At 64.7% G+C, this 16,555-nt stretch carries 15 protein-coding genes; 4 read left to right on the forward strand and 11 right to left on the reverse strand.

Features of this window, described 5'->3' with window-relative positions; translation table 11 throughout:
• Positions 1-6: 6 nt before the first annotated feature.
• Positions 7-807, reverse strand: a complete 801-nt coding sequence (locus ACZY1I_RS19045; RefSeq protein WP_463756016.1) for a trypsin-like serine peptidase — start codon at positions 805-807, stop codon at positions 7-9.
• Between the two features lie 225 nt (positions 808-1,032).
• On the opposite strand from ACZY1I_RS19045, the gene ACZY1I_RS19050 reads away from it, so the two are divergent.
• Genes ACZY1I_RS19050 through ACZY1I_RS19060 form a run of 3 tightly spaced genes read left to right on the forward strand, consistent with a single transcriptional unit; the run spans position 1,033 to position 3,786 of the window.
• Positions 1,033-2,007, forward strand: a complete 975-nt coding sequence (locus ACZY1I_RS19050) for a proteasome assembly chaperone family protein (RefSeq protein ID WP_463756017.1) — start codon at positions 1,033-1,035, stop codon at positions 2,005-2,007.
• Positions 2,008-2,047: 40 nt separating this feature from the next.
• Positions 2,048-3,073 carry an alpha/beta fold hydrolase gene (locus ACZY1I_RS19055; protein WP_463756018.1) on the forward strand — a complete coding sequence of 342 codons (1,026 nt, stop codon included), beginning with the start codon at positions 2,048-2,050 and terminating at the stop codon, positions 3,071-3,073.
• A 26-nt stretch (positions 3,074-3,099) separates the two neighbouring features.
• On the forward strand, positions 3,100-3,786 hold the full coding sequence (locus ACZY1I_RS19060) for a PhzF family phenazine biosynthesis protein (protein WP_463756019.1): 687 nt from the start codon (positions 3,100-3,102) through the stop codon (positions 3,784-3,786).
• A 9-nt stretch (positions 3,787-3,795) separates the two neighbouring features.
• Here the strand turns inward: ACZY1I_RS19060 and ACZY1I_RS19065 are convergent, their stop codons facing one another.
• From ACZY1I_RS19065 to ACZY1I_RS19075, 3 genes are all read right to left on the reverse strand, one after another.
• The gene (locus ACZY1I_RS19065; RefSeq protein WP_463756020.1) at positions 3,796-4,290 is read right to left on the reverse strand and encodes a peroxynitrite isomerase; all 495 of its coding nucleotides are present in this window, start codon (positions 4,288-4,290) and stop codon (positions 3,796-3,798) included.
• A gap of 22 nt (positions 4,291-4,312) precedes the next feature.
• Positions 4,313-4,774 carry a transcriptional regulator NrdR gene (nrdR, locus tag ACZY1I_RS19070; RefSeq protein WP_463756021.1) on the reverse strand — a complete coding sequence of 154 codons (462 nt, stop codon included), beginning with the start codon at positions 4,772-4,774 and terminating at the stop codon, positions 4,313-4,315.
• Positions 4,775-4,954: 180 nt separating this feature from the next.
• Positions 4,955-5,476: a LysM peptidoglycan-binding domain-containing protein gene (locus tag ACZY1I_RS19075; RefSeq protein WP_463756022.1), complete on the reverse strand. Its 522-nt coding sequence runs from the start codon at positions 5,474-5,476 to the stop codon at positions 4,955-4,957.
• A gap of 305 nt (positions 5,477-5,781) precedes the next feature.
• Here ACZY1I_RS19075 and lexA point away from each other — a divergent pair, with 305 nt between their 5' ends.
• Positions 5,782-6,504: a transcriptional repressor LexA gene (gene lexA / locus ACZY1I_RS19080; protein WP_463756023.1), complete on the forward strand. Its 723-nt coding sequence runs from the start codon at positions 5,782-5,784 to the stop codon at positions 6,502-6,504.
• 42 nt (positions 6,505-6,546) lie between these two features.
• On the opposite strand, the gene ACZY1I_RS19085 is transcribed toward lexA, so the two are convergent.
• The 7 genes from ACZY1I_RS19085 to ACZY1I_RS19115 form a co-directional block, all read right to left on the reverse strand.
• Entirely contained in the window at positions 6,547-8,850 is a 2,304-nt protein-coding gene (locus tag ACZY1I_RS19085) for an LGFP repeat-containing protein (RefSeq protein ID WP_463756024.1), read from the reverse strand.
• 888 nt (positions 8,851-9,738) lie between these two features.
• Positions 9,739-10,899 carry an acyl-CoA dehydrogenase family protein gene (locus ACZY1I_RS19090; protein WP_463756025.1) on the reverse strand — a complete coding sequence of 387 codons (1,161 nt, stop codon included), beginning with the start codon at positions 10,897-10,899 and terminating at the stop codon, positions 9,739-9,741.
• A 111-nt stretch (positions 10,900-11,010) separates the two neighbouring features.
• The gene (hflX, locus tag ACZY1I_RS19095) at positions 11,011-12,456 is read right to left on the reverse strand and encodes a GTPase HflX (protein WP_463756026.1); all 1,446 of its coding nucleotides are present in this window, start codon (positions 12,454-12,456) and stop codon (positions 11,011-11,013) included.
• A gap of 48 nt (positions 12,457-12,504) precedes the next feature.
• Entirely contained in the window at positions 12,505-13,374 is an 870-nt protein-coding gene (dapF, locus tag ACZY1I_RS19100) for a diaminopimelate epimerase (protein WP_463756027.1), read from the reverse strand.
• 69 nt (positions 13,375-13,443) lie between these two features.
• A complete protein-coding gene (miaA, locus tag ACZY1I_RS19105) occupies positions 13,444-14,364 on the reverse strand; it encodes a tRNA (adenosine(37)-N6)-dimethylallyltransferase MiaA (protein ID WP_463756028.1) in 921 nt (306 codons plus the stop codon).
• Entirely contained in the window at positions 14,361-15,068 is a 708-nt protein-coding gene (locus ACZY1I_RS19110; protein WP_463756029.1) for a class III extradiol ring-cleavage dioxygenase family protein, read from the reverse strand. The genes miaA and ACZY1I_RS19110 overlap by 4 nt, the downstream gene beginning before the upstream one ends.
• Before the next feature lie 45 nt (positions 15,069-15,113).
• Entirely contained in the window at positions 15,114-16,076 is a 963-nt protein-coding gene (locus tag ACZY1I_RS19115; protein ID WP_463756030.1) for a DMT family transporter, read from the reverse strand.
• Between the last annotated feature and the right edge of the window lie 479 nt (positions 16,077-16,555).

A 16,555-nucleotide genomic window follows, 5' to 3' on the forward strand; every position in this document is an offset into this window, starting at 1 on the left:
GCCGGGTCAGCAAGTGTCGTCGTAGTTGGTCGGCTTGGCATCACCGGGACCGCCGGCTTCGGCGCGGGCCAGCAACTGTGCGGTGTGTTCGTCGAACGGCGCCGAGTACGAGACGTTTTCGGTGCATCCCCCGCCCTCGAAACCACCGACCACGCCGACGACGGTCGACCCGAGGATCCACGGCGCACCACTGGTTCCGTCGACCAGCCCTTCACACGGCAGCCGCGGAAACCCCCGCTCAGTGACACTGGTACTGCCCTGACAGCCAATCGGCTGGCCGCCCACACCCGCCGGATAACCCGTGACAGTCACTTGCGTGCCCGGCGCGGGTGCGGTGCCCAACGACAAAGCAGCGCCGGCGCGGTGCTCCACCGATCCGGCGGTGCCGCTGACCCGCGCGATCGCATAATCCGCACGGGGATCACCGCCGGCGCTCCAACGCGGGTCGAGGTAGATCTGGTTGACGGTCCAGGTGTCCGCAGGGCCCGCTGTATCGGCGAATCCCGGAACGAAAGTTGCCTTGGCGCCACCCAGCAAACAATGCGCCGCGGTCAATACCAGGTCCCCACCCGTCGAGTGCAACACCGAGCCCGTGCAGACATGCACGCGGCCGCCGTCATGGGAATCTGGGCGAAAGATCGCGCCCACCCGCATGTCCGGCGCCACCGGACCAGGCATGCTTGACTGCCGCACCAGGCCACTGGACGGCGTTGCCTGCACCGGGCCCGGCTGGGTCGGATGACCGCAGGCCGTTACCAACATCGCCAGGCTCACCGGCAGCGACACCATCAGCGTTACCGCGCGCATCGGGTCCCATCATGCCGGAGCAGGGTCCCTGAGCAAGCGAATAAAAAGTAGCCCGAACGCGTTGACGCGATTAGTGCGCAAAATGCCCGTGTGCGTTCAGGCTGGGTGCCCGGTGAACGCTCAGGTCAGCCATTCGATAATGGATGCCCATCGATTTAGAGGACACTGGTTGGGGCACCCTAGACAGATCCCGCGACACGCAAGGCCCGAGAGGAGGCAGCACCCATGTCCGACCATCACGGTGACGAAGCCCAGGACTACCAGCCGGGCCAACCCGGCATGTATGAGCTCGAATTTCCTTCGCCTCAATTGTCGACGTCAGACGGCCGCGGTCCGGTCCTGTTGCACGCTCTGCAGGGCTTTTCCGACGCTGGCCACGCGATCCGGCTAGCCGCCACGCACCTCAAAGCGGCCCTGGACACTGAATTGGTCGCGTCCTTCGCGATTGATGAACTACTGGACTACCGCTCGCGGCGGCCACTGATGACGTTCAAAACCGACCACTTCACCAACTATGACGACCCCGAACTCAGCCTGTACGCGCTGCGCGACAGCGTCGGCACCCCGTTTCTGCTGCTGTCCGGGATGGAACCGGATCTGAAGTGGGAACGATTCATCAACGCGGTTCGTCTGCTCGCCGAGCGCCTCGGAGTGCGCCAGACCATCGGCCTGGGCACCGTCCCGATGGCCGTTCCACACACCCGACCGGTCACGATGACCGCGCACTCCAACAACACCGAGCTAATTGCCGAGTTCCAACCGTGGATCTCCGAAATCCAGGTTCCAGGCAGCGCTTCCAACCTGTTGGAGTACCGCATGGCACAGCATGGCCATGAGGTCGTCGGCTTCACCGTGCACGTCCCGCACTACCTGACGCAGACCGATTACCCTGCCGCGGCTCAGGCGCTCCTCCAACAGGTCGCCAAGACCGGATCCCTGGAGTTGCCGCTAACGGCGCTCTCGGAGGCCGCAGCGGAGATCCGGACCAAGATCGACGAGCAGGTCCAGGCGAGTGCGGAAGTCGCTCAAGTGGTGGCCGCCCTCGAGCGACAGTACGATGCCTTCATCGACGCTCAGGAAAATAGATCGTTGCTGACGAACGACGAGGATTTGCCAAGCGGCGATGAGCTCGGGGCTGAGTTTGAACGGTTTTTGGCTCAGCAGGCCGAGAAGAAATTCGACGACGACGACACGAGTTAGCCCGAAACGCCACTAACGGCCCGACAACGAGGTTGGCGACATGACCGAGCGAAAGCGCAATCTTCGCCCGGTGCGGGAAGTGACATCCCCGTCGCTGCAGTTCCGCACCATCCACGGCTACAAGCGGGCGTTCCGGATCGCGGGATCCGGTCCGGCAATCCTGTTGATTCACGGCATCGGCGACAATTCGACGACCTGGACCGGCATTCACGCGAAGCTTGCCCAGCGATTCACCGTCATCGCCCCAGACCTGTTGGGGCACGGTAAATCCGACAAGCCGCGCGCCGACTACTCCGCTGCCGCCTACGCCAACGGCATGCGTGACTTGATGAGCGTGCTGGACATCGAGCGGGCAACCATCATCGGCCATTCCCTCGGAGGCGGGGTGGCGATGCAATTCGCTTACCAATTTCCACATCTGGTGGAACGGTTAATCTTGGTGGGCGCCGGCGGCGTCACGAAGGACGTCAACATCGTGTTCCGGTTGGCTTCCCTACCAATGGGATCCGAGGCATTGGGATTGTTGCGTCTCCCCCTGGTCTTGCCCACAGTTCAAGCCCTGGGGCGGCTGGCCGGCCTGGTGCTGGGTTCGACGGCGCTGGGACGCGATATCCCAAACGTGTTGCGAATCCTCGACGATCTCCCGGAGCCGACGGCCTCCTCGGCATTCACCCGTACCTTGCGGGCCGTAGTGGACTGGCGCGGACAGATCGTCACCATGCTCGACCGATGTTATTTGACGCAGGCCATCCCCGTGCAGATCATCTGGGGCAGCGAAGACGTCGTGGTTCCCGTCCGTCATGCCCATATGGCACATGCCGCAATGCCCGGTTCGCGAGTCGAAATCTTCGAGAAATCCGGCCATTTCCCGTTCCACGACGACCCGGCGCGCTTCCTGGAGATCGTGCAGCGCTTCATCGACACCACCAACCCCCCCGAGTACGACCAAACAGCGCTTCGCGAGTTGTTGCGCACTGGCGGCGGCGAGCGGACCGTTTCGGGACCCAACGACACTCGCGTTGCCGTTCTGGAAGCCATGGGAGCCGACGAGCGCAGCGCTACCTGATCGGCGCCGGTCGATACAGTCGGGCCATGAGCATCGACGTGACCGTGTTGCGTGTTTTCACCGACCCGGACGGCAACTTCGGAAATCCGCTGGGCGTGGTCGATGCAAGCCTGGTCGAGCCTGACGACCGGCAGCGACTGGCAACCCAATTGGGTTACAGCGAAACAATTTTCATCGATATCCCCAGCGCCGGTGCGACGAGCGCGCGCGCCGCCATCCACACTCCCCGCACGGAATTGCCGTTCGCCGGGCATCCGACGGTCGGCGCGGCGTGGTGGCTGCGCGAGCGGGGCACGCCGATCGACACGCTGCACCTGTCGGCCGGCCCGGTCCAGGTGAGCTACCACGGCGATGTCACCGCAGTCAGTGCGCGCACGGAATGGTCTCCCGAATTCGCCATCCACGACTTCGAGTCACCGCAAGCTGTTGCCGACGCCGACCCCGGCGATTTTCCCGACGACATCGCGCACTACGTGTGGGCCTGGGTGGATCGGGATGCCGGATCATTGCGCGCCCGGATGTTCGCATCGAATCTCGGTGTGGCCGAAGACGAAGCGACGGGGTCGGCGGCCATCCGGATGACCGACTATCTGGGCCGCGATCTCGTAATCACCCAGGGCAAGGGGTCGATCATCGAAACCACCTGGGGTCAGCAGGGTTGGTTGCGGGTCGCCGGACGGGTCGTCAATGACGGTGTCCTCCAAGCCGATTGACCGCGGCGCTCAGCGTTGCCGACGCAGCACCGCGGCCAGGTGATGCTGCACGGGTTGCCCGACCGCACCCATCCGCATCGAGTACGAAATTTCGTCACCGTCGATTCGGAAGGAACGAGCAAGCGCAGTCACCTCTTTGGCAGACGGACTGAGACCGACAAAACCCAGAGGGCCGGTCGCCAAATCGATTTCGATAATGTCGCCGTCGACCGAAAACGTACCGACCTCAATCTCGGCGATCCCGTTGGGATGAGCGAGCACGAGCTCGACGTCGCCTGGTCGGGGCACTCGGAGATAACCGGCCTCAGCGTGCATCGGCTTGCCGTCGGCAACCGCCTTGGTCTTTTGCCCGTAGATCAAGAACGGTTTGCCCACATGGGAGAAGACCACCTCTTCGAGGTAGTCGAAAGGCTCGATCGTCGGATACTCGCCGGCACCTCGGCCCGCCCAGGTGCCCAGCAGTGGTGCCAACGCCTCGAGATGAGGGTGGAGTTCTACCGGCATGGTGGAAGCCTAGTGCGACCCGTCAGGTCGCAGGTGAAACCCCGCGATGGGCGCGTAGCGCCTCGATCTCGCGCTCGAAATCATCAGCCGAGGAAAAAGACCGATACACCGAGGCGAATCGCAGGTAGGCAACCTCGTCGAGTTCACGCAATGGGCCCAGAATGGCCAGGCCGACTTCATTACTCGGAACTTCCGGCCCTGCCGTCCGTACCGCATCTTCAACTTGCTGGGCCAGTAGATTCAGCGCGTCGTCATCCACTTGGCGGCCTTGGCAGGCCCGACGAACACCCTTGATCACCTTTTCCCGGCTGAACGGCTCGGTGACGCCACTGCGCTTAACCACGGCCAACACCGCCGTTTCTACGGTGGTGAACCGACGCCCGCACTCTGGACATGACCGCCGCCGGCGAATGGCTTGGCCTTCATCGGTTTCCCGCGAGTCGATCACCCGCGAATCGGGATGCCGACAGAACGGGCAGTGCATGGCCGCTCCTTCGCCGTGCTGACCCCGGGGTACCGAGGAACACCCCGAGAGTACCCGCGCGTTCTCGGCAGTGCGCACCGGAGTGACGAACCCTCGCCGCTCAAAACCATCAGCGAGGACCGTTGGCGCTAAGGCCTATTCGCAGGTCCGTTCGCGCTTGCATCCACCGCCCTGGTCAGGTCAGCCGACGGGTGCGATCAACGTCTGCCCCGCCGCCACCGAGTTCGAATTCAGTGCGTTTAGGTCGCGGATGCGCTCGACGACATCGCGCACCGACGCCCCCGGAGCGACGCGAGCGGCCAACTGCTGCAAAGACTCCCCCGGCTCCACGCGCACGACCGCGAGCGCGGCGGGTACCTGAGCTGAGGAGTCGGCTGACTCGCCGTTGATCATGCTCCCGAAGTTAGCCATCAAACCCAGCCACAGCGTGATCACACCTGCGAGCAGGGCCAAACCCACCGTCGTCGCCAGCGTGACCGGCCGTTTGCCGTGCTCAGCCCTCGACACCGGAACTCCGCTGCCGCGGTAGCGAAGAGGCGTTCCGGCCGGACGCGCCGGACCGGGCCTGGTCGCTCTGCTTCTGCCGGCACGGTAGGAGGGAGACTCGCTGACCGGTCCGACCGGCCTGACGGACCGCACCGGCCGGTTCACCGTCCGCTGCGCATTCCAGTTGCGCTGCGGGCCCGCGTAGATGAGTGTCATGCCGTTCCCTCCGGTCAACTACTTCTCGCTCGTGTGTTCGACATTAATCGCTCACGTGTTCGATATCGAACATCTGAGCGACGCGTGTCGTGCGAGCAAAACGGTAGACCTCGCCTCTGACAAGACTTGACAAGGTTTTCATTCGGTGCAACCAGCTGGGTGGCTCTTGATTACCCCAACATTCCGGAAGTTACACACTTGTGATTCACCTATTTTTGCGAGTTCGCAGACCCGTGACCGGCAACGCGACACGCCGATCGAACACATGTTTGATTCTTGTGCTTGACAGGGATACATTCGAAACTATGCGCGACAGCAACGACACCTCAGCAGGTGACCGAAGCGGTTCCGGCGACGCGGCTTCCGCCATCCGCCCCCATGCAGTCGATTCAGTGCTGACCGAGCGGCAGCGCACCATCCTCGACGTGATCCGAGCTTCGGTCACCAGTCGCGGGTATCCCCCGAGCATCCGAGAAATCGGCGACGCAGTCGGTCTTACGTCAACCTCGTCGGTAGCCCATCAGCTACGCACCCTGGAGCGCAAAGGCTACCTTCGCCGCGACCCGAATCGTCCGCGCGCTGTCGATGTGCGGGGCGCCGACGACGTGGTGACACCGCCGACCACCGATGTCGCCGGATCGGACGCATTGCCCGAACCTACGTACGTCCCCGTCCTCGGGCGAATTGCCGCGGGCGGGCCGATCCTGGCCGAAGAAGCTGTCGAGGACGTCTTCCCGCTACCGCGTGAGTTGGTCGGTGAGGGAACCCTGTTCCTGCTCAAGGTGGTCGGCGAATCCATGATCGAAGCCGCCATCTGCGACGGCGACTGGGTGGTGGTGCGCCAACAGAACGTTGCGGACAACGGTGACATCGTGGCGGCAATGATCGACGGCGAGGCGACCGTCAAAACCTTCAAGCGAGCAGGCGGTCAGGTGTGGCTGATGCCGCACAACCCCGCCTTCGATCCGATTCCCGGCAATGACGCGACCGTGCTCGGCAAGGTGGTAACCGTCATTCGCAAGGTCTAGCGACTGGCGACTCCGACCCACGAAAGCGGAAGGGCTGACGGTTCAGTCGGCCCTGACGAAGCCGTTAGCCTGGGCGACATTTTCGTTGGCGAACCAGATTTCGGCCAACGTGTCGTGGTAGAGCGCGCTGTTGGGTGTGTAGTACAAGCCGAAACGGGCGCTGGCCTTGATGGGATAACCGTCCGGAGCCCGGTACGGATCGTCCTCGAGCGGCAGATGAATCGTCGGGCGGACCGCTGCGCTGCCCCCAACGCCACCTGGTGACGCCTCCGCCCGTGGCGCGGCGGCTGCGTACGTCTCCTCGGTCGCGGCGGCGGCAAAAGCAGCCGGGTCCACGGCGGCATGCCGGCCCTTCCGCGGGTCCCCCTCCGGGGAGGCATCCGACGTCGCCGCTTCGGGTAGCTCCTCGTCCGCGAACTCGGCTGCCGGGTAGAAGATGTCGGGGAGGTCTTCATGCGGGTCAAACTCTGGAAGGTCAACCGCCGGCACCCGTACCTCGGGTGCGTAGGTGCGTGGCACCCCGAATTCCGGCTCGAACTCTTCCGGTGAAACCGTTTCCGCTACCTCCGGTTCTGGGTCCAGCGGCTGACCGAAGGGGCCGCGAGTCACGATCGGAATGGTGGTCGTGTCCACGGAGTCGGGGTCTTGATCCTCGAACTCGTCGTACTCGGTACCCTCTTCGTCCTCCGACGGATACACCTCGCGATATCCCTCGTCGTCGAACGACGCGTCGTCGGTTCCGTGCTCGGTTGATGCCGGCGTTGAACCACCGCCTCGAGGCCAGCTGACCCGGGACCCGGCGGCAGGATCCACAACCGCGTGGTCCTCGGGATGCAGATCAACGGGCGGGAACCGCTCGGAGCCGAAATCGAGGTCATCGTGGACGTCATCGTGCCGCCACTGCCCGGCACTTGCGTCGAAATCGCCGGCCGCAGTGTGATCCTGGTGAGCCTGGTCGGGGGCGAATGCCGGGGCATTCTGGCCGCCACGACGTCTGCGCAGGCCGAGCACCACCAAAACGAACATCACAACGAGCAGCACCACCGGGACGGCACCTGCCAACCACCACCAGTGGAAGGTGAACTTCTTGCCCGGAGGCGGCGACGCCGTGGTGCTGGGCTGGTTCTGCCCCGACACCTGCAACCCCGACAGCAACGGCGCAAGGTTGGCCGGATCCGTGGTGAAGCTGTTCTTGGCGCGATTCCACGAGATCTTGCCGCCGGTGAACTTCTGCGACACCACGTCGCCGTCAACAGTCTGGTCACCGACCGGAGCGCCGAGTTTGCCGGTGGCACCCTTGAGTTTGTCCCAGGCCGCCTTCATGGCTCCGCGCACCACGTATGCACCATGATCCGGAGTCCAGAAGATCACCGGCTTGTCGGCTGCCGAGAATGTAGCGATCCGGCTGGCCGGTGTGATTCCGCCGTCGGCCTCGTTTCCGACCGGGAAACCCAGGTCGCTGCTGACCGGCCCACCCACCGCCTCGTATTTCTGCAGGATCGGGCCTTCCACGGCGTTCGCGCCCGTGGCAGGACTGTAGAAGATCTTGCCGCCGTTGAAGTCCTGCGCGATGCCGTCCCCACCGATCGGGTACTGATCGCCTTTCTTGGCGCCCAGCGTGCCTTTAGCGCCGCCGGCGGCGCGCCAAGCCATATTTATGGCCGCAGTCGGGTCGATCGCCACCTGCAGGCCTTTGAGCTGTTCAGCGAGGTTTGGCGGGTTGGTGGCGAACTCCTTGGTCTTCCTGTTCCAGGACAACTCGCCGGCGCTGAACTTCTGCGAGGCGACCTCACCGTCGTAGGTTTCATCCCCGGTCGGGGCCCCCAGCACACCACCAGAACTGCCGAGTTTGTCCCACGCGGCGTTGAGGGCGCCACGCACTACGAATGCACCGCGGTCCGGCGTCCAGAAAATCACCGGGTTGTCGCTGGCTGCGAAGGTGCTCACCCGACTGTCGGGTCCGGAGAGGCCGGGCACTTCGTTGATTGTGGGGAATCCCAGGTCACTGCCCGCAGGGCCGCCGAGAGACTCGTACTTGTCCAGGATCGGTCCGAACATGTACTTCGCACCCGTCGGGGGCGTGAAGTACATCTTGCCGCCGTCGAAGTCCAAGGCGAAGCCGTCGGCGACCGGATAAACATCGCCCTTCCTGGCTCCAAGCGTCGACGTGTCGCCGCCTGCCTTCTCCCACGCAGCCATCATCGCCGCCTCGGCGTCACCGATCGGGGACGCCGATGCGGTCGGCGCCACCAGCGCGAGGAGCAACCCGGTGCCCAACGCGGCGGCGGCAAAGCCGACCAACGTACGCCCGATCAGCTTGCTCGATCTGCGCTTATGCCCGTTCACCCAGCCTCCCAGCCGATGGCCCATGCTCTCCTGGCGAGCGGCGGATTCACCGCTGTGGGCCGCCCCCAGCTACGACCCACGTCGTCACCGGGCTCGCATAACTTTCCCCCAGCGATAGACGAATGCGAAGTCTAATCGGAAATGTTACGAAAACGGATACCGAGCCGATGTCGAAATGATGCACGGCAACGTTCGCAAAGGGGCGGCTGACTTTGGCAACCGCGCAGATCGGGTTCCGGTGCCAGAGACGATATCCCACCTCGCATCGCAACGACCGGACCTCGGAAACCGGTGCTGAAATGCGCTTTTCCGGTCCTCGCCGACATCCGCGATCGCCACGATCGTCGAATTGACGGCATTCGACTGGGTCTTTCGGGTAGTCGGTCCGTACTTGCCGACGCCCGGCCAACCTACGGGCCGACCGATATTCCAATCGCGGTTGTGTTCGCTTTCCGTATAGCGTTTCCAATTTCGGCAACCCGCATGGCAATCGAGCACTTCGCCAGATACCTCAAGGCCGAAGCCCCGTCCGCTGCCAACTCTTTCGCATTCCCGACGCCCTACAGCAGCTTCGCGGCATCGCCCGTCGCGCGCAAGACCGCAACGCCGACAACATGATCATCGACCGAGCTCAACGCTTCGTCAGGCGCGACCCGTGATCACTTTCGTGCCGGCTGATCGATGACCCGACCAATCGACCGGTCAGCCGGTCCCACGGCCCGAGAGTTGATGTTGCACGACAACAGGATTGCACTCACCCCTGAGCTACTACCCCTAACCCGTTGCACAAGAGGCGATCTGCCGCACCGTCAGCCGATGAACACCAGATCGACTCAGTTGCAACCAGATACAGCGTGCGCGCGAATTTGCGCGTCGGATCGCCCGGCGTCAGACGCCGAGACTGCGGCCGATGATCTCTTTCATGATCTCGGTCGTGCCGCCGTAGATCGTCTGGACGCGGGCGTCGAGATAGGCACGGGCAACGTTGTATTCGCGCATGTAGCCGTATCCGCCGTGCAGCTGCAGGCAGCGGTCGATCAGGTGGACCTGCTTCTCGGTGGAGTACCACTTGGCCATGGCGGCCTGCTCAACCGTCAGCTTCCCCTCCAAGTGCAGGGCGAGGAAGTTGTCGACCATGATGCGCACCACGGTGGCTTCGGTGGAAAGCTCGGCCAACAGGAACCGGCTGTTCTGGAAGTTGCCGATCGACTTGCCGAATGCCTTGCGTTCCTTGGTGTACTGCAGCGTCTCCTCCAGCACGGCTTCCATCGCCGTGGCGGCCATGACGGCGATGTTGATCCGTTCCTGCGGCAGGTTCTGCATCAAGTAGATGAAGCCCATGCCTTCCTGGCCGAGGAGGTTTTCGACGGGCACCTTCACGTCGGTAAACGACAATTCGGCGGTGTCCTGCGCGTCCAGTCCGATCTTGTCCAGGTGGCGGCCGCGTTCGAAGCCCTCCATGCCGCGCTCGACGACCAGCAAACTGAACCCTTGCGCCCCCTTCTCAGGGTCCGTTTGGGCCACCACGATCACCAGGTCGGAGTTGATGCCGTTGGTGATGAACGTCTTCGACCCGTTCAGCACGTAGTGATCGCCCGCTTTCACCGCCTTGGTCTTAATGCCCTGCAGGTCACTACCGGTGCCAGGCTCGGTCATCGCGATCGCGGTGATCAGTTCGCCGGTGCAGAACCCCGGCAGCCAGCGCTGCTTCTGCTCCTCGGTGGCCAGGTGCAGCAGGTAGGGCGCGATGATGTCGTTGTGCAGGCCGAACCCGAGCCCGCTGTAGCGCCCACGGGTGGTCTCCTCGGTCACGATCGTGTTGTAGCGGAAGTCGGCATTGCCTCCGCCGCCGTACTCCTCCGGCACCGCCATGCCCAGGAAGCCTTGTTTGCCGGCCTCGAGCCACACCCCGCGGTCGACGATCTTGGCCTTCTCCCACTCCTCGTGGTACGGCGCGACGTGGCGATCCAGGAAAGCCCGGTAGGACTCGCGGAACAAATCGTGCTCGGGTTCGAAAAGTGTGCGCTGGTACTTGACGGCACTGCCCATGGACCTACCCCTCCGGCGGATTGTCTCTGCTGACCAACATATACCAACCGGGCGGTTGGTCGGCTGTGGCCTGGTGGGTTTGTCCGCAGCAAGCGGCTCTATGACTCGGCCCTAGGACTGAGAAGCGGCCGAATATGTGAGCAGGGCGGCCGCCAGCGCCGCGGGGACTCGCGCCCTGATCCGAGTGCCGTCCGCCTGATGCTCCTCTTCCTGTACCCGTCCATCGGAGTGCACACGGGCCACCAGATCGCCGCGATCGTATGGGATCACCACATCCACCGCGGTGTCGGTCGGCGCCGCCAGCTCGGCCATTCGCCTTCGTAACGCGTCGATACCTTCGCCGGTATGGGCTGAGACGAAGAGCGCCCCGGGTAGTTCGTGGCGCAGCTTTGCCAGCATCAGTCCGCCCGCGGCGTCGACCTTGTTCACCACCACCAGTTCGGGTGGCTGGTCGGCGCGATCGGTCCGGTAGTCGTCGTAGACCTCCGAAATCACCTGCCGAACGGCACTGATCTGGGCCAATGGGTTCACGTCCGACCCGTCGACAACATGCACCAACAGGTCGGCGTCGACGACCTCCTCCAGCGTGGAGCGGAACGCCTCCACCAATTGGGTGGGAAGGTGACGCACGAAGCCGACGGTGTCGGTCAGCACGAATGGCCGGCCGTCATCGAACTCGGCACGCCGGGTGGTGGGCTCGAGGGTGGCGAACAACGCGTTCTGCACCAGCACACCAGCACCGGTCAGCGCATTGAGCACGCTGGACTTCCCGGCGTTGGTGTAGCCGACGATGGCAATCGACGGCATGTCGGCGTGCAGCCTGCGACTGCGCTGGGTGTCGCGGACCTGCTTCATGTCCTTGATCTCGCGCCGTAGCTTGGACATGCGTTCGCGAATGCGCCGCCGGTCGGTCTCGATCTTCGTCTCACCGGGACCGCGGGTGCCTACCCCGCCACCACTGCCGCCGGCACGTCCACCCGCCTGCCGCGACATCGACTCACCCCAGCCGCGCAGCCGCGGCAGCATGTACTCCATCTGAGCCAGCGACACCTGCGCCTTACCTTCGCGGCTGGTGGCGTGCTGGGCGAAGATGTCCAGGATCAGCGCGGTGCGGTCGATGACCTTCACCTTGACCGCCTTTTCCAGCGCGTTCAGTTGCGCCGGAGACAGTTCACCGTCGCAGATGACGGTGTCGGCTCCGGTCGCCAGGACCACTTCCCGCAGTTCCTGGGCTTTGCCCGAGCCGATGTAGGTGGACGGGTCGGGCTTGTCGCGGCGCTGGATAAGCCCTTCGAGCACCTGCGAACCCGCAGTCTCGGCGAGTGCCGCCAATTCGGCCAGGCTCGCCTGGTTGTCGACCGCACTCCCCCCGGTCCACACGCCGACCAACACCACGCGTTCCAGGCGCAGTTGGCGGTACTCGACCTCGGAGACGTCGGCGAGCTCGGTGGACAGCCCGGCGACGCGGCGCAGCGCCGCCCGGTCTTCGAGCGCAAGCTCACCGAGGCTGGGTACGGAATCTGATGGGCCCTTATTGGGCGAATCTGGATATGTCATAGGCAATTTCCGATGGTGGCACGTTGTGGACTCCGACGCACGCGAATATCACGCCAGCGCGTTCCACCAGCCCTCATCGAGCTCCCCCCTCGCTACCAATACCGATGGTCCGCGCAGGAAGCTGGTCGCGTCGGTGACGGTGACCGTGACGTCGCCGCCAGGAATACGCACGGTGAGAGTGCCGGTCTCGGCGCCGCTGGTTTCCAGTGCGGCGACCGCGGCCGCCACCGTTCCGGTGCCACAGGAGCGGGTTTCACCCACGCCGCGTTCGTGCACCCGCATCCGAACCACGCCGCCGTCCGGGACCGTGAGCACCTCGACGTTGACACCCTCGGGGAATTGCGCGGCATCGAACTCGACGGGCGCCCCCACGTCCAATGCCGCCAGGTCATCGACGCTGAGCGCGGGATCCGCGCACGCCAGATGCGGGTTGCCGACATCGACGGCGACCCCGGTGAACCGCCTACCACCCACCACGGCCGTGCCGGTGCCCAGCTTGTTGGCCTTGCCCATATCGACGGTGACGTCGGCGTTGGTCTGGTCGACCCGGTGCAGGGTGACCATCCGGGGACCGGCGAGGGAGCCGACGACGAACTCGTCGCGCGACTCCAAGCCGCTGGCGCGCAGGTAGTGCGCGAACACGCGAACCCCGTTGCCGCACATCTGTGCGGTCGACCCGTCTGCGTTGCGGTAGTCCATGTACCAATCGTCGCCACTGACCCCGTCCGGCAAGCGATCGAGCACCCCGGCGTCGACCACTGCTCCAGCGGTGGTGACCCGCAGCGCCCCGTCCGCGCCGAGGCCCCGGCGCCGGTCACACAGCGCGGCTATCCGCGAAGCGGAAAGGGCGGCCCGGCAATCCAGGTCGTGCAGCAACACGAAGTCGTTCTGGGTGCCGTGTCCCTTCGCGAATATCATCTGCGCCACTCCTCAATCCCGGCTCGAGATTCCCAAGCAGGCATCTTCGTCGTCGCGGAAATCACCAGATCAGGTTACGTGGCGCCAGACACGCACTGCGTCCGCGACAGCGCCCGCGACCGTCGCATCGATCCAGTGCACTCGGTGGTCGCGACGAAACCACGACCGTTGCCGTCGCACATAGCGGCGGGTGCCGATGAAAGTCTGTTCCTGCGCCCCGCGCAGCAGCTCGTCGGACCCGCCGTTGTCGAGTGCCGCGATCACCTGGGCGTAGCCGAGCGCCCGCGCGGCGGTAACCCCGTCGCGCAGCCCGCGCTCCAGCAGCCCGCGTACTTCCTCGACCAGCCCGTCGGCGAACATCACCTCGGTGCGACGAGCCAGCCTCTCATCGAGAAGTGTTGTCTCACAATCTAATCCGATGATAGCTGTGCCCCACCGGGCGGCACCGATGCGCGGCGCGGAAGCGGCGAACGGCTGACCGGTGAGTTCGATGACCTCCAGTGCTCGCACCGTACGGCGGGCGTCGGTGGGCAGGATCGCGGCGGCCGCATCCGGATCGCGCTGCGCCAGCTCCGTGTGCAGTTGGCCAACCCCGATCTCGGCGAGGCGCTGCTCCCACCGCGCGCGCACGTCGGGATCGGTCGCGGGAAATGACCAATTGTCCAGCAGCGACTGGATGTAGAGCATCGATCCACCGACCACTACCGGCACCGCACCCCTGGCCATGATTGCTTCGATGTCGGCGACGGCGGATTGCTGATAGTTGGCCACCGTCGCGGTTTCGGTGACGTCGAGGACATCGAGCTGATGGTGCGCGATGCCGCGCCGCTGCGCGATCGGGAGCTTGGCCGTTCCGATGTCCATGCCGCGGTACAGCTGCATGGCGTCCGCGTTCACGATTTCGGCCGTGCCGCCAAGCGCTTGGACCACCTCAAGCGCCAGTTGCGACTTACCGGTGCCGGTCGGCCCAATGATGGCGAGTGGCCTCACGGCTGCCAGACACCGGCGAAATAGCCCACGCCGTACGGCGCTCCTCGATACAGCTCCTTGGCCGCTCGCGGACCGGGTTCGGATAGACCGGCCAGCACCGCAAAGGCCGCGCGGCCGCGGACCCGGGCGGGCAGTCGGGTGAGCTCGTCGGTGTCGCCGCTGGCCAGTGCGTCATCCAGGGCCAGCTGCGAGTCTGCACCGGTGGGGTCGTAGCCCCCGGGCGCGGCGGGAGTCAGGGTGTTGACGCCATCGGCCACGACCAACACGCCGATCGGATCGGGCTGGCGGTCGATTTCGGTGCGCAGTTGCCGGCCCCGGGTCACCGCGACCGCAGGGTCCTGGTCGCCGGCATAGACACGGACCTGCACGCTGGCGTCGGGCCGGGCCTGTCCGCGTACCCATGCGGCCATCAGCGCACACAGCGGCAGCTCATCAGGCGATTCGGCCGCAATCGCAGCATCGTCGTGCAGGCGGCCGCGCAGGCGCACGCGCACGTCGACGCCGAACCCGGCGAAGCTGCCGGTACTTTCCGGGCTCACCACAGCGTCTGCGGGGCCGATCCCCACAGCAATCCAGCGCGCAGGCAGGACAGCGGCAGCCGCGAACACGGCCGCCCGCAGGTCGGCCGTTTCGACGACCGCCGCTCCGGCAAGTTCGGGGACGAGCACCGGTGCGGAGGGAACGATCGCGACGGCGCTCAGCACGCCACCAAAACTAGCGTCTGGCTGACGCCCAGTTTCACTCCGGCGTCAGCCGGACGTAGATCCCCAGGCCGGGCCGTCTGCCGCGGTGACGGGAGCGGTGGTCTGCGGCGACTCCGCTTCGGCAGCACTTTCTTCTGCCTCAGCCTCCTCGATGGTTGCGGCCTCGCCGCGTGCCAGCGCAACCGTCGCCACTACGACCATTGCGACCGCAGCAATCAGCACGATCCACTCGGGGCCGTCAGCCTCCAACGTCTCGCCCAGCACTGTGATCCCCAGGATCGTCGCAACGGTTGGTTTGGCCACCGTCATCGTCGGCAGCGATGCGGTCAGCGCGCCGGCACGGAAAGCCGACTGCTGGAAAATCATTCCGCACAACATCAACACCAGCCACGGCACGAACTCCGGCGTGCACACCGCAGCAATGAAGCCGTTTTTGTGAAGCACGTCGACGACGCCCTTGGTCAGCACGGCAAACAGTGCCAGCGACGACCCCGCTGTCAGGGCCAACAGCACCGCGGCCGCGGCGCGACCGTGCAATATCCTCGCCGCCACCACGCATGTCACCAGGAGCGGTCCCATCACCGCGGCGACGACTATCCAGGTATCCAGCGGCGCGCGGTCGTGGCCGGCGGCCGGGTCGCCGACGATGACGACCAGTGCCAGGGACGCAGCCAGCACGACAGCCCACACCCACTCGGATCGGGTGGTCTTGTGGCTGCTGAGGCGGGCGTAGATCGGTAGCGCGAACAGCAGCGCCGTCACCTGCAGTGCGGTCACCAGCATCACCGACGCAAACACCAGTGCCACCGCTTGCAGGCTGTAGTTCAAAATCGCGCACAGGCCGCCAGTCCACCATCGGGGGTCTCGCAACGACATGCTGAACAACTTGAGGTGGCCGACCTGTTCGTCGGTGATCTCGTGCGCCGAGCGCTGACGGACCACATCGCCGGTTGCCGATGCCAGCGCCGCGAACAGCGCGATGATCCCGGCGACTCCAACCATCGACATGGGCGATCCTCAATTCCCAACTTCACCACCAACGTTCTCCGGCCAGGCCTACGTACACCCGCTGTTCGCTGGTAGTTCAACGAATACTCTATGGCCCTGCATACACTCTGAACAGTGATTTAGCCGGTTGCTAACCCTCTCGATACCTGCTGGTCGACGCCTAACCCTGACAAATCGAGTTAAGCGCAACCTAGAGCCAGCTATGTGGCAGCTGTGAAAATTCCTAACGAAGAGCGGTCCCGCCTGGGCGGGTTCTGTCTGTAGCGCTTAACGTCCTCAATCACGGTACCCGGCAGTGCAGTGCTGCTATCAGCCCGAACTCAACGGGAATCGATTCGTTACCCGCACGCTGCAGTGGCGATCCAGAGAACGCGTGCGAGGGCGTTCAGGACGGCTCCAATAGCCTCTCGACCGTCCCAACGAGGGTCGAATCAGGCATCGGTGGGGAAAAATTTGAGGCGATCAGCCCGCCAGGTGCT

Source organism: Mycobacterium sp. IDUB_37 (assembly GCF_055419245.1).

What these genes read in the sequence shown, in the direction of transcription:
- dapF (WP_463756027.1), bottom strand. Translation starts at nt 13,374, where the DNA reads ATGATATTCGCGAAGGGACACGGCACCCAGAACGACTTCGTGTTGCTG.
- ACZY1I_RS19055 (WP_463756018.1), top strand. Translation starts at nt 2,048, where the DNA reads ATGACCGAGCGAAAGCGCAATCTTCGCCCGGTGCGGGAAGTGACATCC.
- ACZY1I_RS19090 (WP_463756025.1), bottom strand. Translation starts at nt 10,899, where the DNA reads ATGGGCAGTGCCGTCAAGTACCAGCGCACACTTTTCGAACCCGAGCAC.
- ACZY1I_RS19045 (WP_463756016.1), bottom strand. Translation starts at nt 807, where the DNA reads ATGCGCGCGGTAACGCTGATGGTGTCGCTGCCGGTGAGCCTGGCGATG.
- ACZY1I_RS19060 (WP_463756019.1), top strand. Translation starts at nt 3,100, where the DNA reads ATGAGCATCGACGTGACCGTGTTGCGTGTTTTCACCGACCCGGACGGC.
- ACZY1I_RS19050 (WP_463756017.1), top strand. Translation starts at nt 1,033, where the DNA reads ATGTCCGACCATCACGGTGACGAAGCCCAGGACTACCAGCCGGGCCAA.
- lexA (WP_463756023.1), top strand. Translation starts at nt 5,782, where the DNA reads ATGCGCGACAGCAACGACACCTCAGCAGGTGACCGAAGCGGTTCCGGC.
- nrdR (WP_463756021.1), bottom strand. Translation starts at nt 4,774, where the DNA reads ATGCACTGCCCGTTCTGTCGGCATCCCGATTCGCGGGTGATCGACTCG.
- ACZY1I_RS19075 (WP_463756022.1), bottom strand. Translation starts at nt 5,476, where the DNA reads ATGACACTCATCTACGCGGGCCCGCAGCGCAACTGGAATGCGCAGCGG.
- ACZY1I_RS19065 (WP_463756020.1), bottom strand. Translation starts at nt 4,290, where the DNA reads ATGCCGGTAGAACTCCACCCTCATCTCGAGGCGTTGGCACCACTGCTG.
- ACZY1I_RS19115 (WP_463756030.1), bottom strand. Translation starts at nt 16,076, where the DNA reads ATGTCGATGGTTGGAGTCGCCGGGATCATCGCGCTGTTCGCGGCGCTG.
- hflX (WP_463756026.1), bottom strand. Translation starts at nt 12,456, where the DNA reads ATGACATATCCAGATTCGCCCAATAAGGGCCCATCAGATTCCGTACCC.